The sequence below is a fragment of the uncultured Thalassolituus sp. genome (genome assembly GCF_950066645.1).
In the GTDB taxonomy this organism is placed as follows: Bacteria; Pseudomonadota; Gammaproteobacteria; order Pseudomonadales; family Oceanobacteraceae; genus Thalassolituus.
The window spans coordinates 1-21,255 of record NZ_CATMFB010000022.1 but is presented as its reverse complement, the minus strand read 5'-3'; the positions used below and the strand labels follow the sequence as shown (position 1 = coordinate 21,255).

The following is a 21,255-nucleotide window of genomic DNA, read 5'->3' as shown; positions in this document are numbered from 1 at the left end:
CTGTAAAAACGCCAATAAACAACAAGAGAGCACAATGATGAAGTATCTGATGTTAGTACCGGCTGCATTCAGCCTGTGTGCCTGTATGGGCGACTCTCAGTCCAGCAGCAGTGAGCAAGAAACCACAAATACCTCCGGGACCAGCGGAGAAAGCTATCGTCTGAGTCTGGACGTCAGCGGCCTGAGCTCTGGCGGGCTCATCGTTGAAAATCACCTCGGGGATACCCTGAACATCGACAGTAACGGCACCTACACCTTCGCGACAGAGGTGAGCGCAGGCACTGCGTACCTCGTCAGCATTGCGGAGCAGCCAGATAACACCAGCCTGAACTGCGGCATTCTGGACGGTACTGGCACCATGCCCGACAGCGCCGTCAGCAACATCCGTGTCCTCTGCACTCAGGGAAATTACAACCTGGTCGATACGATGCAGGAGTCCTGCTACGCCAGCAATGGCACCGAAACCAGCTGCGCGGGCACAGGTTATGATGCTGACTACACATCAAACACTGCCAGCTACACCCTCAGTCACGATGGCGCAGTGGTCTACGACAACGTCACCGGCCTGAGCTGGACTCAGACAAACGATATCAATGGTGACGGCCAGATCCGGGCCAACGACAAACTCTCCCAGCCGGATGCCGCCAGTTATTGCTCAGCGCTGACAACCCACGGACTCAACTGGCGCTTGCCCAGCGTGAAAGAAGCCTACTCATTAATCGACTTCCGCGGTGGTGATCCGAGCAATTACAGTGGCAGTGATACCTCGTCCCTCACGCCATTTATTGACGACGCCGTGTTCGACGTCGGTTTCGGAGATACCAGCAGCGGTGAACGTATCATTGACGGTCAGATGGCAACGTCAACGCTCTACGCCTCCCCTGAAGGCACCATTTCTGGTGCCGGAACTATGTTTGGCGTTAACTTTATCGACGGACGCATCAAGGGCTACCCTTATGACTACCCGGTCTCTGACCCCAAGACCTTCTATGTTTACTGTGTCAGTGGCAACGAGGCCTACGGAACAAACGACTTTCTCGATAACAGCAACGGCACCCTGCTCGATATGGCCACCGGCCTGACCTGGCAACAGGGAGATACAACAGGCCTCGATTTTGAAGACGCCGTCAGCTACTGCGAAGACCTGACACTGGCGAGTTTCAGCGACTGGCGCCTGCCGGATGCCAAAGAGCTCCAGAGTATCATTGATTACAGCCGCGCTCCTGACTACACCAGCAGCGCAGCTACCGATACCCTCTTCACCAACACATCAATGAGCAACGAAGCGGGCGAAACAGACTGGCACTTTTACTGGGCGTCCACGACACACGCAAAATCCAGTGGCGCTGGCGACGCCGGCGTCTATTTTGCGCTGGGGCGTGCACTGGGTTACTACGATCAGGGCTCAGGCCTGGAGATGGTGGATGTTCATGGGGCTGGGGCACAACGCAGCAATAACAAAGCCGGTCACGATGGCGATACATCTGTTGCTAATCTTGGCTATGGCAGTTTCAGATATAAGGGGCCGCAAGGAGATATTTCGAGGTTCGAAAACGCGGTTCGTTGTGTCAGAGACACCGGAGAATACTAGAGGGGAAAAACAAAGGCTGCATTGAATACAATGCAGCCTTTGGAACGATCAGAAGCGGTAGTGAGAGAACGCTTTGTTCGCTTCGGCCATACGGTGAACGTCTTCACGTTTCTTAACCGCAGCGCCTTTACCTTCACAGGCTTCCATCATTTCGTTCGCCAGACGCTGAGCCATGGATTTTTCACCACGACCACGAGCTGCGTCTACCAGCCAACGCATAGCAAGAGCGCTACGACGGGCAGGACGAACTTCTACAGGCACCTGGTAAGTCGCACCACCAACACGGCGGCTCTTAACTTCTACCATTGGCTGGATAGCTTCCAGCGCCTGCTCAAACATTTCCAGTGGATCGTTGCCGCTCTTAGAAGCAACAGTATCCAGTGCACCGTATACGATTTTTTCCGCAACGGATTTCTTACCACTCACCATTACATGGTTCATGAATTTTGCCAGAGTTACGTTTCCGAACTTAGGATCTGGCAGAACTTCGCGTTTCGCGGCGACGCGTCTTCTTGGCATGATAAGCCCTCTTAGGTCTTCAGGTCAGCCTGCGCACTTAACGTTATCGAAAAATGGCACAGCCTTACTCTTATCCAATGTCTTAAAGGTATTAACCCTTAGGACGCTTAGCACCGTACTTAGAACGGGCCTGTTTACGGTTCGCAACGCCGGAAGTATCCAGAGTACCGCGAACTGTGTGATAACGAACACCTGGCAAGTCCTTCACACGACCACCACGGATCAGAACAACACTGTGTTCCTGAAGGTTGTGACCTTCACCGCCGATGTAAGAAGTAACTTCGAAACCATTCGTCAGGCGTACACGGCATACTTTACGCAGTGCCGAGTTAGGCTTTTTCGGGGTAGTTGTGTACACACGAGTACAAACACCACGACGCTGAGGACATGCCTGCAGAGCAGGTACGTCGCTCTTGGCGACCTTACGCTTACGAGGCTTACGAACCAGCTGATTGATTGTAGCCATTAAGCAAACTCCAGTTATTACATTTCACGTGTGCGGACCTCCGCACACAATAAAAGGGGCCGGAAGGATACTCCCACCAGCCCCACAGGTCAATATAGAGACCCTCTCAAATTCAGGTCAGCCAGCAATTTCTTTGACAGCGTTCCGCAACGCCTGCTTTAAACGCCCAGAGAACTGTTGGCGACTGCGGAACAGAAACCACCTCGGCTCACTTCCTTCACCTTCTTTTAAAGGCGCCGAGTCGAGTATCAACAACATGGTCAGGATAGGCACAGTCAGCACAGGGATGATCGCGAGTCCGAGCAGGAAAGGATTCCGACCTGTATCCCGCCAGCGCTTGATACTCAGGAATACAAAGCTCGCGAGGATCACAATGGCAATGCTCAGGAAGGCAGTATTAGCCCATGCTGTGTTTTGGAATAATGTCATCGCATACAGAAGCGCCGGATAGACAACCACCAGCGTCAGAAAGTAATTACCCGCCGTTGTGCGCCCCAGCGGGCTGCAGAAATGCCGGAAAACAGCCACTGATGCCAGAGACCAACGCCGGCTTCGTCTGACGGCATCCCTGTCGTAGGACGCAAGCAGCTCTTCAGTCTGCATCAGTAATTCTCGGGAAGATGTACTGATATCCTGTAATGAAGTTATTTCCAGATCCTGCTTAAGTTCTGCGCAGATTAAGCGCACGACGTCAGGTTCCGGATAGCGGCCCAGAATTATGGCATTGAGCGCTTGCAGATAGCTGTGGTTCAGTGCCGCCCTGAACTCAATTCGTGCTGCCAGTGACAGCGATTCTGCATCACTGAACAGCCTTTGCCATGCAGCGACATCTGAACGCCAGCCTTTGCTTGCGAATAATGCCTGCATGCGATCAATAAAGGGGGCGGCGTTCCAGTCCTTTTCTGCCTCGGGGATTTCCCCCTCTCCCTGCAATATCTGAGGTTCTGGGGGCTCTTGTGCTTCTGAGTGAGGGACGATCGGTTCTTCCGTGTGCTCAGCCTGCTGTTGATTCAGTGGCTCGTGCACAGGAGTGACGATAGTAGTATGCGGTGGAAGGCCCGTTGAGGCTGGGGTACTTTCTACACCTGACTCTTCAATATGCTCGTTGGGAGGCATTTTGAAAGGAGCTTTCGAAGGCTGAAAATCCCGGGCCAGTTCGCAGGCCTGCTCATACGCCTCCCGGATACGCATAAACATATCCGGGTCGTCTTCCGGGCCATGCTCTTTCAAAAGTCCTCTGTACGCCTTTTTGATAGCTCGCTGATCACCGGTTGGCTCTATACCAAGGAGTTGCCAACAGCTCACGGGGCCATTCACAGGACGGTCTCAAACTTATTGAGAAATGCGTCGAACTCACGAGCAGCTTTTTCGGCGACACGGGCATCCTGAGTTGCAAGCGCCTGCTCGAACAACTGAATCTCATCACCAATCGTCTTTCTGACCTGCCCCAGGTGTTCGATAAACAAACGCTCTCCCCGGGCCATCAATGCCTTATTAGCGGCCTGTTCAGCCGGAGGAATCTTTAACTCACTCAGCCGCGCTAATGCCTCGATAATCTGGTCTTCATTCAGGCGATTCTCAGAGTTCTGAATGACGACCGTTTCAGTAACGCCGGTGGATAGTACCTTCGCGTTGACCTCGAGCAGCCCGTTAATATCGTAGGTAAAACGGACTTCAACCTGTTCCTCCCCTGCACGAGCTTTGGGTACCGACACTGACAATTCACCGAGCTTTATGTTCTGTTGCGCCAGTCGGTGTTCACCCTGATACACAGTAAAGTGAATCGTGTCCTGGTAATCGCGCAGGGTGACATAATGTGACGCTCTGCTGACGGGGATCGTGGTATTACGCTGAATGATAATGCTGTGAACATCATCAAGGTAACCGCCCTGCCCGTCCTCATTTGAGCAGCCGACTCCAAGCGAAAATGGCATCACATCCGTCAGAACGACATCACCGAGCGCCTTGTTCTTTTGTTTCAGTGCTGCCTGAATCGCTGCACCCATGGCAACCACATGGTCAGGGTTAATATGGCACGCCGGAAAGCGACGCAGAATGCGGGTCATTAACTGCTGCACCTGGGGCATACGCGTCGCACCGCCCACCATGAACACATGGCTGATATCCGAGTGCGTGAGGCTGGCGTCCCGTAAGGCACGTTCAACGGGTAGCGTCAGACGCTTGAGAAGACTTCCCCATACGCTGGCCAACTCAGCCTGAGTCACCTGTCCCGTGTATTCCCGCTCATTCACAGTGAAAACAAACTCTGCAGATTCCTTCTCGGACAGCACGGCTTTCACCCCGTCAACCTGACGATACATTCGCCCACGTTCCTGTAGCGAAAGTACCTGCCAGGAGAGGGCATTCTGCTGCAGGATGTGTTCAACCAGCGCCTGAGTAAAATCTTCACCCCCCAGCTCGCTGTCGCCAGCACTCGCCTGCACCTCAAGCAGGTCGTCGAATTTCTCCATAACGGAGACATCGAACGTGCCGCCACCAAGATCGACAACAATAAAGTTCATCTCATCGCTTTCTTCCCGCACACCATAGGCAATGGCCGCAGCGGTCGGCTCGTTAATCAGACGTTCAACTTTAAGGCCGGCAAGCTTTGCTGCCACCCGGGTGGCATTACGCTGGTTGTCATTGAAATACGCAGGAACAGAGATGATCGCCTCGGTGACGGGTTCTCCGAGAAAACGCTCGGCATCAGCTTTCAGTTGCCTTAACACCAGAGCAGAGAGCTCTTCAGGGGTGAATTCTTTTCCATTAAGAGTGACGGTCGAAGAGGTACCCATTAAGCGTTTAAAGCGAGCCGTTGTCGCTGATGGATGACTGACAAGTCGTTCCTTTGCTGTACGCCCAACCAATACCGTCTGATCATTGGTCACACTGACAACCGACGGCGTGAGAAACTCTCCTAATCCATTAGGTATCAGACTGACATCGTCACCGTGCCATACCGCAGCCAGGCTGTTGGTTGTTCCAAGATCTATCCCGATAAACGCCATATTCTTCCCTGATCATCCTAAGCATTGATTATGAGCACCAGTATAAACAGCCTGAATCGACGATACACCTGATACAAAACACCCCGGCGAAGCCAGGGTGTTGAAATTACCAATATATAAGTCCGAGAAAAAGACGCTATCAAACCGTCAGATCACTCTCTTGATACGGCACTGCCTGAAATTGGAATACCCGACGGGGCTCATCTGCAAAACGTTCATACGCCAGTGCAAAAAACAGATGTCTCCACCACGGCAATATCGTCCCTGATTCCAGCTCACCAAGCGCTCATGCTGGAAAGGCGCCCTGATCAACTCACCCATTATTTCAACACCATTCTCGGGCGTCAGAGACATACCCTCGTCCCAAAACATTATTGGTTATTCAGTCCAGAATTTCCGCTGCTCCTGAGCCCAGGGTTCTGTAGCACAAAGCTCGCAGTCTTCCCCAAAGAACAATGGCTTGGCACCCTGATCTCCGCAACCCCAGTAACGCATCCAGGCGATCATCGGGCCGCGCTCTTCGTAGGCTGAACCGCTACCATCGATAGGATACAGATGGTCTGCCTCATCATCATTCAGGGTCGCATAGAAGGTCTGGACCTGTGATGCTTCATAGTTGGGAGTGACATATTCTTCGGCATTAACAAAGCCATCACCGGTCGATGTAAACAGCAACAATGGTGCGTGCATATCGGTAAATGCAGTCTCGCCCCGTGGAGGCATGCCGTGAAGTGAGACCGTTGCCTTCACATCCGGGCGGTTTGCGGTATCAATCGCGGCACCACCACCCCAGGAGTAGCCAATAGTAAACTCGCGCTCAGTATCCAGCATACCCTGGAAAGCGCCTCCAACGCCGTTCTCAGATTCTATCCAGTCCAGGCCGTCATTCAGGCATGGGCGCTCGGCTTTAATATCGTTACACGCAACGACAACAAAACCATGGGACGCCACCATAGTAAGAAGATTTTCATACCACCCAGGTGTGGTGCTGATGCCGTTACCCCAGACTGCAATCGGGTGTTTAAATCCATTAGTGCCTAATGAATCACCCGGACGAAAAACCGTATAGTTCTGATCCGGGCCTTGTTTATTCACGCGAATCACATCACTGAAAGGGCCCATCTGATTGTAATCATCAACTGGGGGAAGTGTGGTGCAGTCCTGCCCCACCTGGGGGGCTGCCGGAGCTGTGACGGGCGGCTCATCGCCCCCGCCGCCAAAACACGCGGTCAGTCCAATGGAAAGTATCGCCGGAACCAGAGGGAGAAGTCTGTGAGTCATAACGCCACCATTTGTTGTAATTTTTGTCGACTTTCCAAAAAATCCTAACCTTTAGCAGGCAGGAGGGACCGTCAATTACGGACAATTAATGCAGGCGACACACGGATCGGATTTATATATTTACGAAAAAACGGGAGCCGAAGCTCACAGAGCCTGGCGTGTGCAATATCTTCGTGGTCGGGTGACCCTTGCCTTGATCCATAGGGAATCTGTACTTGGTATCAGGCTCCTAGCATTTTGGTCGCTTTATCATATGCAGATTTATTGATCCTAAAAATAATTCGTGGATCTTTGCCATCTTTTAATGAGAGAACATATGTTGAGCCGAGCATGGATATGCCTCCTGAATTAACCTGGAGGTCATTCAACGGAATTACGTAAGTACCCAAGCCAGAATAAAGGTGATGCGGACGTATCACCACCGTTTTTGAAGAGAGAAGTACACTGCAATAGTTCATCAAATACCAGCCGCTTCGGTCTCCCCTATGAACGCAAGCTCCTCTAACACCGGGAAGTTCAACGTAAGCTACCTTTGGCAACCCCCACCGACATCTGTATTCAGAATCTAATAGCCCAAGCCAAAAATCGGATTTTGCCTCTTCTTTAACTGAAAAAAAATATAAAGCTAAGAGGACTACCGAGCATAAAAGTAAAAGACCTAGAAACATCAACATAACATCTATTACCTACTAAGTTTCCACGTATACCCCAAGCCTATGGATGCTCCGAGCCTTGAGGTTCCATATCCACCCGTAACAAGAGGATATCCTGTACCGACTAGAACAGAAGCCTTCCATGACCGTCCACGTAAGCCTCAGCCCATGCAATTTCCGTTCAAATATTTTCCTCAGAACTCATAGCCTTAATTTCAGCAATTCTCTTTTTTGATTCTTCCTTTAGCATATTTCTAACATGTTCCAAAGCACAAACATTATTCGACCAGAAATCCTCCCAGTACTTGGGCCTCATTGGATGATAAACATACAACTCAAAAATTAAACTATTAAACTTGATCACATCACCATAAAAGAATGCGTTCACTGCACTTCCAAAAGTAGATTCTGCCGCATGCCTTAAACTTCGTTTAATCAAGCACAGATCAAACTCATCATCCAATAAATATAGATCATAAAAACCAAACCAGAATGAAGGTTCCACATACCTTAACTTATATACTGCGCGTTGCTCTTTCGATAACGATTCAAAATAAGCTTTAAACCCACTCAAATAGTCACTATACGGCCGATAACGCCAACCTCCAGACAAAAATACAAGCCTCGGATAAACGATCCAAGGCGGAAGGTTAAAACAACCCAGCTGGTTCTTCATTAGCAATCCAAAAGTTTGGAACTAAAAATGCAATTGACCATTCTCTTTCAGGATAGTCATTCCCTAAATATTTTTTTGTGACAGCGCTTCTCTAGTCAAGATCACTGCATAGTACAAAGGGATAAATGCCTGAAAAACCATAGCAAGGAAAAACTCTATAAATCCAATGTAACCAATGGATATGAGAAAGCAAATCATCGCGTACAGGCATGCAAAAACTAGTAATAACCGGTTTAGTTGCTGAGTACCGTTATACTTTCCCAACTGAATCATAGCGATAAGTACGAAGAGACAGCCCCCGACAAGCAGATAGACATAATCGAAATGAGTCACATCTACACGATCGTCCTGCCATACAAATGTCGTCATAAACACCACGACGTAAAAGGCATAGAAGAGGAATGAGCCAATTCCAATTCCGATTTTTTTCACAACATCCATCTAACTACTCCCCGATCATGCTTTCAAAAAAAACGGGAGCCGAAGCTCCCGTTTTTTATGGCTCCCCGCTTTCGCGGGGATGATACTAACGCATCACTTATCGCTGAACGCTTCGCTCAGTTTCGCTTCCATATCTTCAGCAGATACAGACAGCGTTTCTGGCATGGCTTTCATACGTTCGTTCTCGCGGTTCTGACGCTTACGCTTACGCTCAGCGTGGTAAGCCAGACCGGTACCCGCAGGAATCAGTCGACCCACAACCACGTTCTCTTTCAGGCCGCGCAGGGTATCCACTTTACCGGTAACCGCACCTTCGGTGAGTACACGGGTGGTCTCCTGGAACGATGCCGCAGAGATGAACGACTCTGTTGCCAGAGAAGCTTTGGTAATACCCAGCAGAACACGTTCGCCCTTCGCGACAACTTTGCTGCCAGCGTCGAGTTTTTCGTTCTCTGTCAGGAATGAGGTGTACTCAACCTGATCACCTGGGATGAAGTTACTGTCGCCGTTTTCGGTGATCAGTACCTTACGCAGCATCTGACGTACGATAACTTCGATGTGCTTATCATCGATGCCTACACCCTGCAGACGGTAAACTTCCTGAACCTCGTTGGTGATGTACATCGCCAGCTGGCCAACACCCTGCAGACGCAGGATATCGTGTGGGTTCAGAGGACCATCCGAGATTACCTCACCACGTTCAACGTTTTCACCTTCGAACACGTTGAGGTGACGCCACTTAGGAATCAGCTCTTCGTATGCATCAGAACCGTCGTTCGGCGTAATCACCAGACGCTTCTTACCTTTGGTCTCTTTACCGAAGCTCACGGTACCGGAGATTTCTGCAAGAATTGCAGGCTCTTTCGGCTTACGCGCTTCGAACAGGTCAGCAACCCGTGGCAGACCACCGGTAATGTCCTTGTTACCTGAAGTTTCCTGCGGAATACGTGCGATAACGTCACCGATGGTCACTTCTGCACCGTTCTCCTGAGAGACCAGAGCATTAGCAGGCAGCAGGTACTGTGCTGGTGCATTCGTGCCCGGCAGCAGTACATCATTACCCTTAGCATCAACCAGTTTCACCATCGGACGGATGTCCTTACCGGCGGCTGGACGATCTTTAGGATCAATAACTTCGATGCTGGACAGACCGGTCAGTTCGTCAGTCGTACGGTTGATGGTAATACCTTCTTCCATACCGACGAATTCGATCTTACCGGCCACTTCCGTCACGATTGGGTGCGTGTGTGGATCCCATGTAGCTACCTTCTGACCGGCTTCTACCTGTTCGCCATCCTTAACGCTGATAACCGCACCGTAAGGCAGCTTGTACAGCTCGCGCTCACGACCATGCTCGTCAGCCAGGGCAATCGCACCAGAACGGGACACTGCAACCAGGTTGCCGTTGTCACGGGTAACCGTCTTCATGTTATGCAGACGTACTTTACCGGCGTTCTTAACCTGAACGCTGTCGGCTGCAGAAGAACGGGATGCCGCACCACCAATGTGGAACGTACGCATCGTCAGCTGTGTACCTGGCTCACCGATGGACTGTGCAGCGATAACACCGACTGCTTCACCCACGTTCACCTGGTGACCGCGACCGAGGTCACGACCATAACAGCTTGAACAGATACCTACGCGGCTCTCACAGGTGATCGCAGAGCGTACGATCACTTCGTCGATACCTTCGGCTTCGATCTTAGTAACCCAGGCTTCGTCGATCAGGGTTCCGGCTGGAACGACCACGTCGCCTTCTGAACCAGGCTTGTACACATCGGTTGCAACCACACGACCAAGGATACGGTCGCCCAGTGCCACAACAACGTCACCGCCTTCGATCAGAGGTGTCATCACCAGACCTTCTTCGGTGCCACAATCCTGCTCGGTCACCACCAGATCCTGCGCTACGTCTACCAGACGACGGGTCAGGTAACCGGAGTTAGCCGTTTTCAGTGCGGTATCCGCCAGACCTTTACGAGCACCGTGGGTCGAGGTGAAGTACTGGAGTACGTTCAGACCTTCACGGAAGTTCGCCACAATCGGCGTCTCAATGATCGAGCCGTCCGGCTTCGCCATCAGACCACGCATACCAGCGAGCTGACGGATCTGAGCCGGGCTACCACGAGCACCGGAGTCGGCCATCATGTAAACCGAGTTGAAAGATTCCTGATCCACTTCGTTACCGTCGCGGTCGATCACTTTCTCTTTACCCAGGTTGTCCATCATCGCTTTCGCTACCAGTTCGTTAGCGCGCGACCAGATGTCGATAACCTTGTTGTATTTTTCACCGTGCGTCACGAGACCGGACGCAAACTGGCTTTCAATCTCTTTTACTTCAGCATCCGCGTTGTCGATGATCGCTGCCTTCTCATCCGGGATAACGAAGTCGTTAACACCGATGGAAGAACCGGAACGAGTCGCAAACTGGAAGCCGGTGTACATCACCTGGTCAGCGAAGATTACGGTGTCTTTCAGACCCACACGGCGGTAAGCAGTGTTGATCAGGTTAGAGATCGCTTTCTTCTTCATTGGCTGGTTGACCAGCTCAAATGGCAGACCCGCAGGTACGATGCGGAACAGCAGTGCACGGCCGATAGTGGTGTCCACTACCTTAGTGTTGGTTTCGCTGTTGCCTTCTGAGTCGATCACAGTTTCTGTGATACGGACTTTTACGCGAGCCTGGAGGTGTGCGTTACCGCTGTAGTAAGCACGGCTTACTTCATCCAGGTCAGCAAGGAACATGCCTTCGCCTTTGGCGTTGATACGATCACGGGTCATCCAGTACAGACCCAGTACCACGTCCTGAGAAGGAACGATGATCGGCTCACCGTTCGCAGGAGACAGTACGTTGTTGGTCGCCATCATCAGCGCACGAGCTTCCAGCTGAGCTTCCAGAGTCAGCGGTACGTGTACCGCCATCTGGTCACCGTCGAAGTCAGCGTTGTATGCCGCACACACCAGTGGGTGCAGTTGAATCGCTTTACCTTCAATCAGCTGTGGTTCGAACGCCTGAATACCAAGACGGTGCAGGGTTGGTGCACGGTTCAGCATCACTGGGTGTTCACGAATCACTTCAGCCAGGATGTCCCAGACTTCTGGGGTTTCGCGCTCAACCATTTTCTTCGCAGCTTTAATGGTTGTCGCCAGACCGCGGTGTTCCAGCTTGGAGAAGATGAACGGCTTGAACAGCTCCAGAGCCATCTTCTTAGGCAGACCACACTCGTGCAGACGCAGCTGTGGGCCTACGGTAATTACCGAACGGCCAGAGTAGTCAACACGCTTACCGAGCAGGTTCTGACGGAAACGACCCTGCTTACCTTTGATCATGTCAGCCAGAGACTTCAGCGGACGTTTGTTAGAGCCGGTGATAGCACGGCCACGACGACCGTTATCCAGCAGCGCATCCACAGCTTCCTGCAGCATACGCTTTTCGTTGCGAACGATGATGTCTGGTGCAGACAGCTCAAGCAGGCGCTTCAGACGGTTGTTACGGTTGATCACACGACGGTACAGATCGTTAAGATCGGAAGTCGCGAAACGGCCACCGTCCAGTGGTACCAGCGGACGAAGATCCGGTGGCAGAACTGGCAGCACAGACATGATCATCCACTGAGGATCGTTGCCTGAGTTGTGGAAGGCCTCAAGAATCTTCAGACGCTTGGACAGCTTCTTGATCTTGGTTTCAGAAGTGGTGCCCGGAATTTCTTCGCGCAGACGGTTAACTTCTTCTTCCAGTTCAATCTGGCCGAGCAGAGCCTGAATGGCTTCAGCACCCATCTTAGCTTCGAACTCGTCACCGAATTCTTCAATCGCTTCGTAGTACTGTTCATCGGACAGCAGCTGACCCACTTCCAGAGTGGTCATGCCAGGTTCGGTCACTACGAAGGACTCGTAGTACAGAATACGTTCGATATCACGCAGCGTCATATCCAGCATCAGACCGATACGGGACGGCAGTGATTTCAGGAACCAGATATGTGCCACTGGAGAAGCCAGTTCGATGTGGCCCATACGCTCACGACGAACTTTAGCCTGAGTCACCTCTACGCCACACTTCTCACAGATCACACCACGGTGCTTGAGACGCTTGTACTTACCGCACAGACATTCGTAGTCCTTGATAGGACCAAAGATGCGCGCACAGAACAGACCGTCACGCTCAGGCTTGAACGTACGGTAGTTGATGGTCTCTGGCTTTTTAACTTCACCAAAAGACCATGAACGGATCATTGCTGGAGAGGCGAGGCCGATGCGGATAGCATCGAACTCATCAGCGTTGTTCTGGTTACGCAGAAAATTGACTAAGTCTTTCATAGTACTCTAGCTCCGCTCCGCTTATTCGTTTTCCAGTTCGATGTCGATACCCAGTGAGCGGATCTCTTTAACGAGTACGTTAAAGGATTCCGGCATACCGGCTTCCATGCGGTGGTCACCATCAACGATGTTTTTATACATCTTGGTACGACCCGCCACGTCATCCGACTTAACAGTGAGCATTTCCTGCAGGGTGTATGCTGCACCGTAAGCTTCCAGTGCCCACACTTCCATCTCACCGAAGCGCTGACCACCGAACTGAGCTTTACCGCCCAGAGGCTGCTGAGTAACGAGGCTGTAAGAACCGGTCGAACGAGCGTGCATCTTGTCGTCTACCAGGTGGTTCAGTTTCAGCATGTACATGTAACCTACGGTCACAGGACGATCGAAGGCATCACCAGTACGGCCATCGAACAGAGTCATCTGACCGGAGTCAGGCAGGTCTGCCAGGCGCAGCATGCGCTTGATTTCGCTCTCTTTCGCACCGTCGAACGCAGGAGTAGCCATTGGCACACCACCACGCAGGTTGTTCGCCAGTTCGAGAACCTCAGCATCAGAGAAGCTGTCGAGGTCTTCGATACGACCGTCACCACCGTTGTAGATTTCACCCAGCAGAGAACGCAGCTTAGCGATTTCCTGCTGTTCTTTGATCATGCGGTCGATCTTTTCACCCAGACCTTTAGCCGCGAGGCCAAGGTGAGTTTCCATGATCTGACCCACGTTCATACGTGACGGTACACCCAGTGGGTTAAGTACGATATCAACCGGCGTGCCGTTTTCATCGTAAGGCATATCTTCGACAGGCTTGATCGCAGAGATAACACCTTTGTTACCGTGACGACCTGCCATCTTGTCACCAGGCTGGATCTTACGTTTGATTGCCAGATACACCTTAACAATCTTCAGTACGCCCGGAGCCAGATCGTCGCCGGTCTGGAGCTTACGTTTCTTGTCTTCGAATTTCTCATCGAGAGCTTTAGCGCGCTCTGCCAGATACTGCTCAGCCTTCTCCAGAGTTTCAGCCAGTTCTTCGTCCTGTGGCAGGATTTTGAACCACTGATCTTCAGTCAGGCCGGCCATGTGATCTGCAGTCAGGGTATCGCCCTTCTTCAGGCCAGGCGCCGCGTTCACTTTCTGACCGTCCAGAGCACGGGTCAGACGTTCGAACGTCGCACCTTTTACAATACGCATTTCTTCGTTCAGGTCTTTACGTACCTGATCGAGCTGCATTTTCTCGATGTCTTTCGCACGCTGGTCTTTTTCAACACCGTCACGGGTGAAGACCTGAACGTCAATAACGGTACCGGTGGTGCCCGTCTTAACGCGCAGCGAAGTATCTTTAACATCAGACGCCTTCTCACCGAAGATCGCACGCAACAGTTTTTCTTCTGGTGTCAGCTGGGTTTCGCCTTTCGGAGTTACCTTACCAACCAGAATGTCGCCCGGCTTCACTTCAGCACCGATAAAGACGATACCGGATTCATCCAGTTTACCCAGTGCGGCTTCACCCACGTTTGGAATATCTGAAGTGATTTCTTCAGCACCCAGTTTGGTGTCACGCGCCACACAGGTCAGTTCCTGAATGTGGATAGTCGTCAGGCGGTCTTCCTGAGCAACACGCTCAGACAGGAGGATGGAGTCCTCGAAGTTGTAACCATTCCACGGCATGAAGGCGAGGCGGAAGTTCTGACCCAGAGCCAGCTCACCCAGGTCCACAGAAGGACCATCTGCCATCACGTCACCGCGGGTAACCGTATCGCCTGCTTTCACCAGTGGACGCTGGTTAATACAGGTGTTCTGGTTAGAACGGGTGTACTTAGTCAGGTTGTAGATATCCACACCTGCTTCACCCGCCTGAGTTTCTTCGTCGTATACCTTCACAACGATACGTGACGCATCAACGGAGTCGATCACACCACCGCGTTTTGCTACCACACACACACCGGAGTCAGCAGCAACGGAACGCTCCATACCGGTACCTACCAGAGGCTTCTCGGATTTCAGAGTCGGAACCGCCTGACGCTGCATGTTCGATCCCATCAATGCACGGTTAGCATCGTCGTGCTCGAGGAATGGGATCAGAGATGCTGCGATAGACACAACCTGCTGAGGAGATACGTCCATCAGGGTTACGTTGTCAGGAGACATCACGGTAAATTCGTTTTTGTGACGTACAGAAATCAGGTCACCCTGCAGACGACCACTTTCGTCAGTCGGTACAGATGCCTGTGCAATAACGTAATCGGATTCTTCAATCGCAGATACGTAAATGATTTCTTCAGTCACAACGCCGTCGTTTACTTTGCGGTACGGGGTTTCGAGGAAACCGTACTCGTTGGTACGCGCATAAGTAGACAGAGAGTTAATCAGACCAATGTTTGGACCTTCAGGCGTCTCAATAGGACATACACGTCCATAGTGAGTTGCGTGAACGTCACGCACTTCAAAGCCTGCACGTTCACGGGTCAGACCGCCAGGGCCGAGAGCCGAGATACGACGCTTGTGCGTTACTTCAGACAGCGGGTTGTTCTGGTCCATAAACTGAGACAGCTGAGAAGAGCCAAAGAACTCTTTTACTGCCGCAGCCACTGGCTTAGCGTTGATCAGATCCTGAGGCATCAGGCCTTCAGATTCAGCCATAGACAGACGCTCACGTACGGCACGCTCAACACGAACGAGACCGACACGGAACTGGTTTTCTGCCATTTCACCCACAGAACGAATACGACGGTTACCCAGGTGGTCGATGTCATCGACAACGCCCAGACCGTTACGGATATTGATCAGGGTCTTCATGACCTCGATGATATCTTCTTTATCCAGAGTGCCAGCGCCGGTGATTTCTTCACGACCGATACGACGGTTGAACTTCATACGACCGACAGCAGACAGGTCATAACGCTCGTCAGTGAAGAACAGATTCTCGAACAGAGCTTCTGCACTTTCTTTGGTTGGCGGCTCGCCAGGGCGCATCATACGGTAGATTTCGACCAGAGCTTCCAGAGGATTGCTGGTAGGGTCTGCACGCAGGGTGTCAGACATAAATGAACCGCAGTCGAGTTCGTTGGTGTAAATCGTCTCGAACTCGGCAACATCTGCAGCGATCATTTTAGCCAGAATTTCTGCGCTGATTTCATCGTTGGCAGTCGCGATTACTTCGCCAGTCTTAGGATCAACGATGTCTTTCGCCAGAGACTTACCGAAGAGGTATTCATTCGGAACAGTCAACTCAGATACACCGGATTTCTCCAGCTGACGGATATGACGGGCAGTAATACGGCGTGTCGCTTCAACGATCACGTTGCCATCGTTATCCATGATGTCGAACGCAGCGGTTTCACCACGCAGACGGGATGGAATCAGTTTCAGCAGCGCACCATCATCGGTCAGACGGTATTCGTCATTCTCGAAGAAGGTCGCCAGAATTTCTTCAGTGTTGTAACCCAGTGCACGCAGCAGGATAGACGCAGGCAGCTTACGACGACGGTCGATACGTACAAAGACCAGATCTTTAGGGTCGAATTCGAAGTCCAGCCATGAACCACGGTAAGGGATAACGCGCGCGTTATACAGCAGCTTACCGGAAGAGTGTGTTTTACCCTTGTCATGATCGAAGAACACACCAGGAGAGCGATGCAGCTGAGACACGATCACACGCTCGGTACCGTTGACAATAAAGGTACCGTTGTCGGTCATCAGGGGCATTTCGCCCATGTAGACTTCCTGCTCTTTGATGTCCTTAATGGCTTTAGTCGCTGATTCTTTATCATAAATAATCAGACGTACTTTAACGCGCAGCGGTGCAGCATAAGTCACACCACGGAGCATACATTCTTTTTCATCGAACGTCGGTGTACCCAGACGGTAGCTAACGTATTCCAGAGCTGCATTCCCTGAATAGCTAACGATTGGGAAAACAGATTTGAATGCAGCGTGAAGGCCAACGTCGTGACGCGACTCAGCGGTCAGACCTTCCTGCAGAAACTTGCGATAAGAGTCAATCTGGATTGCCAGCAGATAGGGCACGTCCATGACGCTCGGTAATTTACCGAAATCCTTACGGATACGTTTTTTCTCAGTATATGAGTAAGCCATCAGTTATCCCCGGACTGTTTCCTCGATTGGGCAGAAGTACCCGTGGCTCGAAGAGTTGCCTTGCTTGATAGACCCGGCGAAATGCCGGTTTTGCTCACGAATTCCATAACGTGAAAAAGGCTGACGGGAATAAACCCGTCAGCCGTTCATCATACCGCTAAGCGTATGATGCTAATCGCATTGCGTAAGCGTCGCGATTACTTAACTTCAACAACTGCGCCAGCGGCTTCCAGAGTCTCTTTAGCAGCATCAGCGTCTTCTTTAGAAACGCCTTCTTTGATCGGAGATGGAGCGCCATCAACCAGACCTTTAGCTTCTTTCAGACCCAGACCAGTCAGTTCACGTACTGCTTTGATTACGTTAACTTTCTTGTCGCCAGCTGCAGACAGAATTACGTCGAATTCAGTCTTAGCTTCTGCGCCGCCAGCGTCGCCGCCAGCTGCTGGACCAGCAACTACAGCTGCAGCTGCAGATACGCCGAATTTTTCTTCCATCGCTTCAACCAGCTCAACAACGTCCATTACAGACATTTCAGCGATCGCGTTGATGATATCTTCTTTAGTCAGTGACATGAGAAATTTCCTGAATTTTCATGGGCCACAACAGCCCGTTAAACCGTTTAGAAAACCACCTGAATATAATCAGGCAGCCTGCTCTTCTTTTTGTGCTTTGATAGCAGCGATAGTACGTACCAGCTTGCCAGCAGAAGCCTCTTTCATGACGCTCATCAGCTTCGCGATTGCTTCGTCGTACGTTGGCAGTGTTGCCAGCATATCAACGGAAACCACGTTGCCATCGAAAGCACCGCCTTTCAGTTCGAACTTGTCGTTCTCTTTAGCGAACTTCTTGAAGATACGGGCAGCCGCACCTGGATGTTCTTTAGAGAATGCGATCAGAGTCGGACCTACCAGAGTGTCGGTCAGACACTCGTACGGGGTACCTTCTACAGCACGGCGTGCCAGAGTGTTACGGACGACTTTCATCCATACACCGGCTTCACGTGCCTCTTTGCGCAGAGCGGTCATGGCGCCTACAGTTACACCGCGGGAATCCGCGATTACTGCAGACAGAGCACCTTCAGCTGCTTCCTGGACTTCAGCGACAATCGCTTTTTTATCTTCGAGTCCTAAGGCCACGATTAACTCCTAAAAGTTGAGTTGAGCTCGTAAGAGCCATTCTCGGTGTGACAATTCAGAATACTGAACGGGGCCACACACTATCTACGCAGGAAAAATTAAGTGGTGATCTGAAAACAGAGCACCACTCCTGCGGTCTTTGACAGCTGTTGCTGCGATCCGGGGATCACAGCAACAACCCCAAAGATTGTTGCGTTGATCAGACGTCCAGAGCGGAGTGATCAACAACCAGACCAGGGCCCATAGTGGTGCTCAGCGTTACTTTCTTCATGTAAACGCCTTTAGCAGAGCTTGGTTTGGCTTTTTTCAGGTCAGCCAGCAGAGCGGTGAGGTTTTCTTTCAGTGCGTCAGCAGAGAAATCAATCTTACCGATCGAGGTGTGGATGATACCGTTCTTGTCGTTACGGTAACGAACCTGGCCACCTTTAGCATTCTTAACAGCGGTCGCAACGTCTGGAGTCACAGTACCCACTTTAGGGTTTGGCATCAGGCCACGTGGACCCAGAACCTGACCCAGCTGACCTACAACGCGCATTGCATCAGGAGAAGCAATAACAACGTCGAAGTTCAGGTCGCCGCCTTTGATTTTTTCTGCCAGATCTTCCATACCCACTTCATCAGCGCCCGCTTCTTTTGCAGCGTCAGCGTTAGCACCCTGAGTGAACACAGCGACGCGCATAGTTTTACCGGTGCCGTTTGGCAGTACAGTAGAGCTACGTACGTTCTGGTCAGATTTACGAGCGTCGATGCCGAGATTAACGGCAACATCAACAGACTCTTTAAACTTAACTACCGGCAGAGAAGACAGCACTGCGACTGCTTCTTCTACAGAGTAAACTTTGCCCGCTTCTACTTTTTCAGCGATCAGCTTCTGGCGCTTAGTCAGCTTAGCCATTACTCAACTCCTTCCACGTTCAGACCCATTGCGCGGGCAGAACCAGCGATAGTACGTACAGCTGCATCCATATCGGCTGCAGTCAGATCCGGTGCTTTAGCAGTGGCAATTTCTTCCAGCTGTGCACGGGTAACTGTACCCACTTTCTGGGTGTTAGGGCGTGGAGAACCACTGGTGATACCAGCTGCTTTCTTCAGCAGGAAAGACGCAGGTGGCGTCTTCATTTCGAAGGTGAAAGAACGGTCGCTGTAAGCAGTAATCACAACTGGCACAGGAGCGCCTGGCTCCAGGTGCTGAGTCTGTGCGTTGAACGCTTTACAGAATTCCATGATGTTCAGACCCTTCTGACCCAGCGCAGGACCAACTGGGGGACTTGGGTTAGCTTTACCAGCGCCGACCTGCAGCTTGATATAGCCTTCTACTTTCTTAGCCATAATTTACTCCAATGGGTAGTTATCGCCCTTTCAGGCTCCCCGACTGCAGAGCAGCCATTCAAATTCGTTCTCAACCAGCCTTTTCGACCTGAGTAAACTCAAGTTCAACAGGGGTAGAACGACCAAAAATTGTTACAGCCACCTGCAGACGTGACTTCTCATAATCGACGGATTCAACCACGCCGTTAAAGTCTGCAAACGGACCGTCAGTGACGCGCACGACTTCGCCAGGCTCATAAATAGTTTTATGAGTAGGCTTATCAGCACCATCCTGAACACGTTGCAGAATGGCATCCGCTTCTTTCTGGCTGATCGGTGCAGGCTTATCTGCTGTACCACCAATAAAGCCCATAACACGCGGAGTCTGATTCACCAGATGCCAGGACGCATCATTCATATCCATCTGCACAAGCACATAACCTGGATAGAACTTACGCTCGCTCTTGCGCTTCTTGCCGTCACGAACTTCGACAACCTCTTCGGTTGGCACCAGGACTTCACCAAAGTCATCCTGCATACCGTGAAGTTCAATACGCTCTTTCAGCGCAGACTGAACGCGCTTTTCGTAGCCGGAATAGGCGTGAACCACATACCAACGCATAGCCATGAATCTTTCCTCAACCTATGACCAGCTCAACCAGATAGCTGAGCAGACTGTCCAGACCCCACAGACCGAGACCCACGAGAATTACCACTGCCACTACGATCATAGTGGTCTGACGTGTTTCTACCGGAGTCGGCCAGACCACCTTACGGCGCTCTTTATTTGCTTCCTTCAACAACACCATAAAGGCCTGGCCTTTGGTTGTTGTCAGGGCGACACCTACGGCTGCCAGCATCAAAGCGACAACTGCCAGCACCCGGTACAGAGTACCCAGTTCCGGAAACACATAATTGCCGGAAATCGCCGCTCCAAGGAGGGCAATTGCCAGCATCCATTTCACAATGTCAAACACTGAGCCACTTGCTTTGCTATCGGTACTCATACCATTCCCTAAAGCCAAAAATGGCAGCCGAAGCTGCCATCTGAAAATTTTGGCAGGCCAGGAGGGACTCGAACCCCCAACACCCGGTTTTGGAGACCGGTGCTCTACCAATTGAACTACTGGCCTAAGACTCACTCAATCAGGGCGGCGTACGTTACAGCAACCCTGCCAATTAATCAACCCTATCAGATTGATTAACCAGAAATTTCCGCTACCGAACGGCAGCGGACTGCAAAGTGTCACCCACCCACCTGCAAGACGCCGGGAAGAATAAGCATGTACGGAGAAAAATTCAAACAAAACATGCACCTACCAGCAACAAAGAAGCTTGCAGGCACAAAAAAGCCCGCATAAAGCGGGCTTCTTTCAGGTTCTGCATCTGTTCTTTCGGAAGCGATTGAGCGTTACCGAAGAAGGGATGCAGGTAGCTCAATATTGCTACGGGCGTCCTGCCCTTCACCCCTCCGAGGCCAGCCTCCGGCTGTCATAATCTGATCCAGTCAGATTATTCAACAATCTTAGCTACAACGCCGGCGCCTACTGTACGGCCACCTTCACGGATAGCGAAACGCAGACCTTCGTCCATCGCGATTGGAGCGATCAGAGTTACAGTCAGAGTTACGTTATCACCTGGCATTACCATTTCTACGCCGTCTGGCAGCTCAACTGCACCAGTGACATCAGTAGTACGGAAGTAGAACTGTGGACGGTAACCTTTGAAGAATGGAGTGTGACGACCACCTTCATCTTTACCCAG

The 21,255-nt window shown here is 51.4% G+C and carries 16 protein-coding genes, 1 tRNA gene and 1 pseudogene; 1 reads left to right on the top strand and 17 read right to left on the bottom strand.

Annotated elements, in window-relative coordinates:
- Positions 1 to 34: 34 nt before the first annotated feature.
- A complete protein-coding gene (locus Q1L85_RS15820) occupies positions 35 to 1,591 on the top strand; it encodes a DUF1566 domain-containing protein (RefSeq protein ID WP_300426179.1) in 1,557 nt (518 codons plus the stop codon).
- A gap of 48 nt (positions 1,592 to 1,639) precedes the next feature.
- Here the strand turns inward: Q1L85_RS15820 and rpsG are convergent, their stop codons facing one another.
- From rpsG to tuf, 17 genes and pseudogenes are all read right to left on the bottom strand, one after another.
- Positions 1,640 to 2,110 (bottom strand): 30S ribosomal protein S7, encoded by a 471-nt coding sequence (gene rpsG / locus Q1L85_RS15815; RefSeq protein ID WP_300426181.1) that lies wholly within the window; start codon positions 2,108 to 2,110, stop codon positions 1,640 to 1,642.
- A 91-nt stretch (positions 2,111 to 2,201) separates the two neighbouring features.
- Complete coding sequence (gene rpsL / locus Q1L85_RS15810) at positions 2,202 to 2,576, bottom strand: 30S ribosomal protein S12 (RefSeq protein WP_300426183.1); 375 nt, start codon at positions 2,574 to 2,576, stop codon at positions 2,202 to 2,204.
- Positions 2,577 to 2,693: 117 nt separating this feature from the next.
- The gene (locus Q1L85_RS15805; RefSeq protein ID WP_300426184.1) at positions 2,694 to 3,806 is read right to left on the bottom strand and encodes a DUF805 domain-containing protein; all 1,113 of its coding nucleotides are present in this window, start codon (positions 3,804 to 3,806) and stop codon (positions 2,694 to 2,696) included.
- Positions 3,807 to 3,889: 83 nt separating this feature from the next.
- On the bottom strand, positions 3,890 to 5,584 hold the full coding sequence (locus Q1L85_RS15800; RefSeq protein WP_300426185.1) for a molecular chaperone HscC: 1,695 nt from the start codon (positions 5,582 to 5,584) through the stop codon (positions 3,890 to 3,892).
- A 378-nt stretch (positions 5,585 to 5,962) separates the two neighbouring features.
- Positions 5,963 to 6,865 (bottom strand): dienelactone hydrolase family protein, encoded by a 903-nt coding sequence (locus Q1L85_RS15795; protein WP_300426187.1) that lies wholly within the window; start codon positions 6,863 to 6,865, stop codon positions 5,963 to 5,965.
- Positions 6,866 to 7,699: 834 nt separating this feature from the next.
- Positions 7,700 to 8,194 (bottom strand): hypothetical protein, encoded by a 495-nt coding sequence (locus Q1L85_RS15790; RefSeq protein ID WP_300426188.1) that lies wholly within the window; start codon positions 8,192 to 8,194, stop codon positions 7,700 to 7,702.
- Positions 8,195 to 8,257: 63 nt separating this feature from the next.
- Entirely contained in the window at positions 8,258 to 8,635 is a 378-nt protein-coding gene (locus tag Q1L85_RS15785) for a hypothetical protein (RefSeq protein ID WP_300426189.1), read from the bottom strand.
- A gap of 93 nt (positions 8,636 to 8,728) precedes the next feature.
- On the bottom strand, positions 8,729 to 12,952 hold the full coding sequence (gene rpoC / locus Q1L85_RS15780; protein ID WP_300433577.1) for a DNA-directed RNA polymerase subunit beta': 4,224 nt from the start codon (positions 12,950 to 12,952) through the stop codon (positions 8,729 to 8,731).
- Between the two features lie 21 nt (positions 12,953 to 12,973).
- A complete protein-coding gene (rpoB, locus tag Q1L85_RS15775; protein ID WP_300433576.1) occupies positions 12,974 to 17,047 on the bottom strand; it encodes a DNA-directed RNA polymerase subunit beta in 4,074 nt (1,357 codons plus the stop codon).
- Between the two features lie 197 nt (positions 17,048 to 17,244).
- Complete coding sequence (gene rplL, locus Q1L85_RS15770; RefSeq protein WP_300433575.1) at positions 17,245 to 17,619, bottom strand: 50S ribosomal protein L7/L12; 375 nt, start codon at positions 17,617 to 17,619, stop codon at positions 17,245 to 17,247.
- A 69-nt stretch (positions 17,620 to 17,688) separates the two neighbouring features.
- Positions 17,689 to 18,183: a 50S ribosomal protein L10 gene (gene rplJ, locus Q1L85_RS15765; protein WP_300433574.1), complete on the bottom strand. Its 495-nt coding sequence runs from the start codon at positions 18,181 to 18,183 to the stop codon at positions 17,689 to 17,691.
- 199 nt (positions 18,184 to 18,382) lie between these two features.
- Complete coding sequence (rplA, locus tag Q1L85_RS15760; RefSeq protein WP_300433573.1) at positions 18,383 to 19,078, bottom strand: 50S ribosomal protein L1; 696 nt, start codon at positions 19,076 to 19,078, stop codon at positions 18,383 to 18,385.
- On the bottom strand, positions 19,078 to 19,512 hold the full coding sequence (gene rplK, locus Q1L85_RS15755) for a 50S ribosomal protein L11 (protein WP_300433572.1): 435 nt from the start codon (positions 19,510 to 19,512) through the stop codon (positions 19,078 to 19,080). Before rplK ends, rplA begins: the two co-directional genes overlap by 1 nt.
- A gap of 70 nt (positions 19,513 to 19,582) precedes the next feature.
- On the bottom strand, positions 19,583 to 20,119 hold the full coding sequence (gene nusG, locus Q1L85_RS15750; RefSeq protein ID WP_300433571.1) for a transcription termination/antitermination protein NusG: 537 nt from the start codon (positions 20,117 to 20,119) through the stop codon (positions 19,583 to 19,585).
- A 10-nt stretch (positions 20,120 to 20,129) separates the two neighbouring features.
- Positions 20,130 to 20,498, bottom strand: coding sequence for a preprotein translocase subunit SecE (secE, locus tag Q1L85_RS15745; protein ID WP_300433570.1), 369 nt, complete (start codon positions 20,496 to 20,498; stop codon positions 20,130 to 20,132).
- 50 nt (positions 20,499 to 20,548) lie between these two features.
- A tRNA-Trp gene (locus Q1L85_RS15740) sits at positions 20,549 to 20,624 on the bottom strand.
- 379 nt (positions 20,625 to 21,003) lie between these two features.
- Positions 21,004 to 21,255 (bottom strand): annotated as a pseudogene (gene tuf, locus Q1L85_RS15735) (elongation factor Tu); the annotation flags it as partial.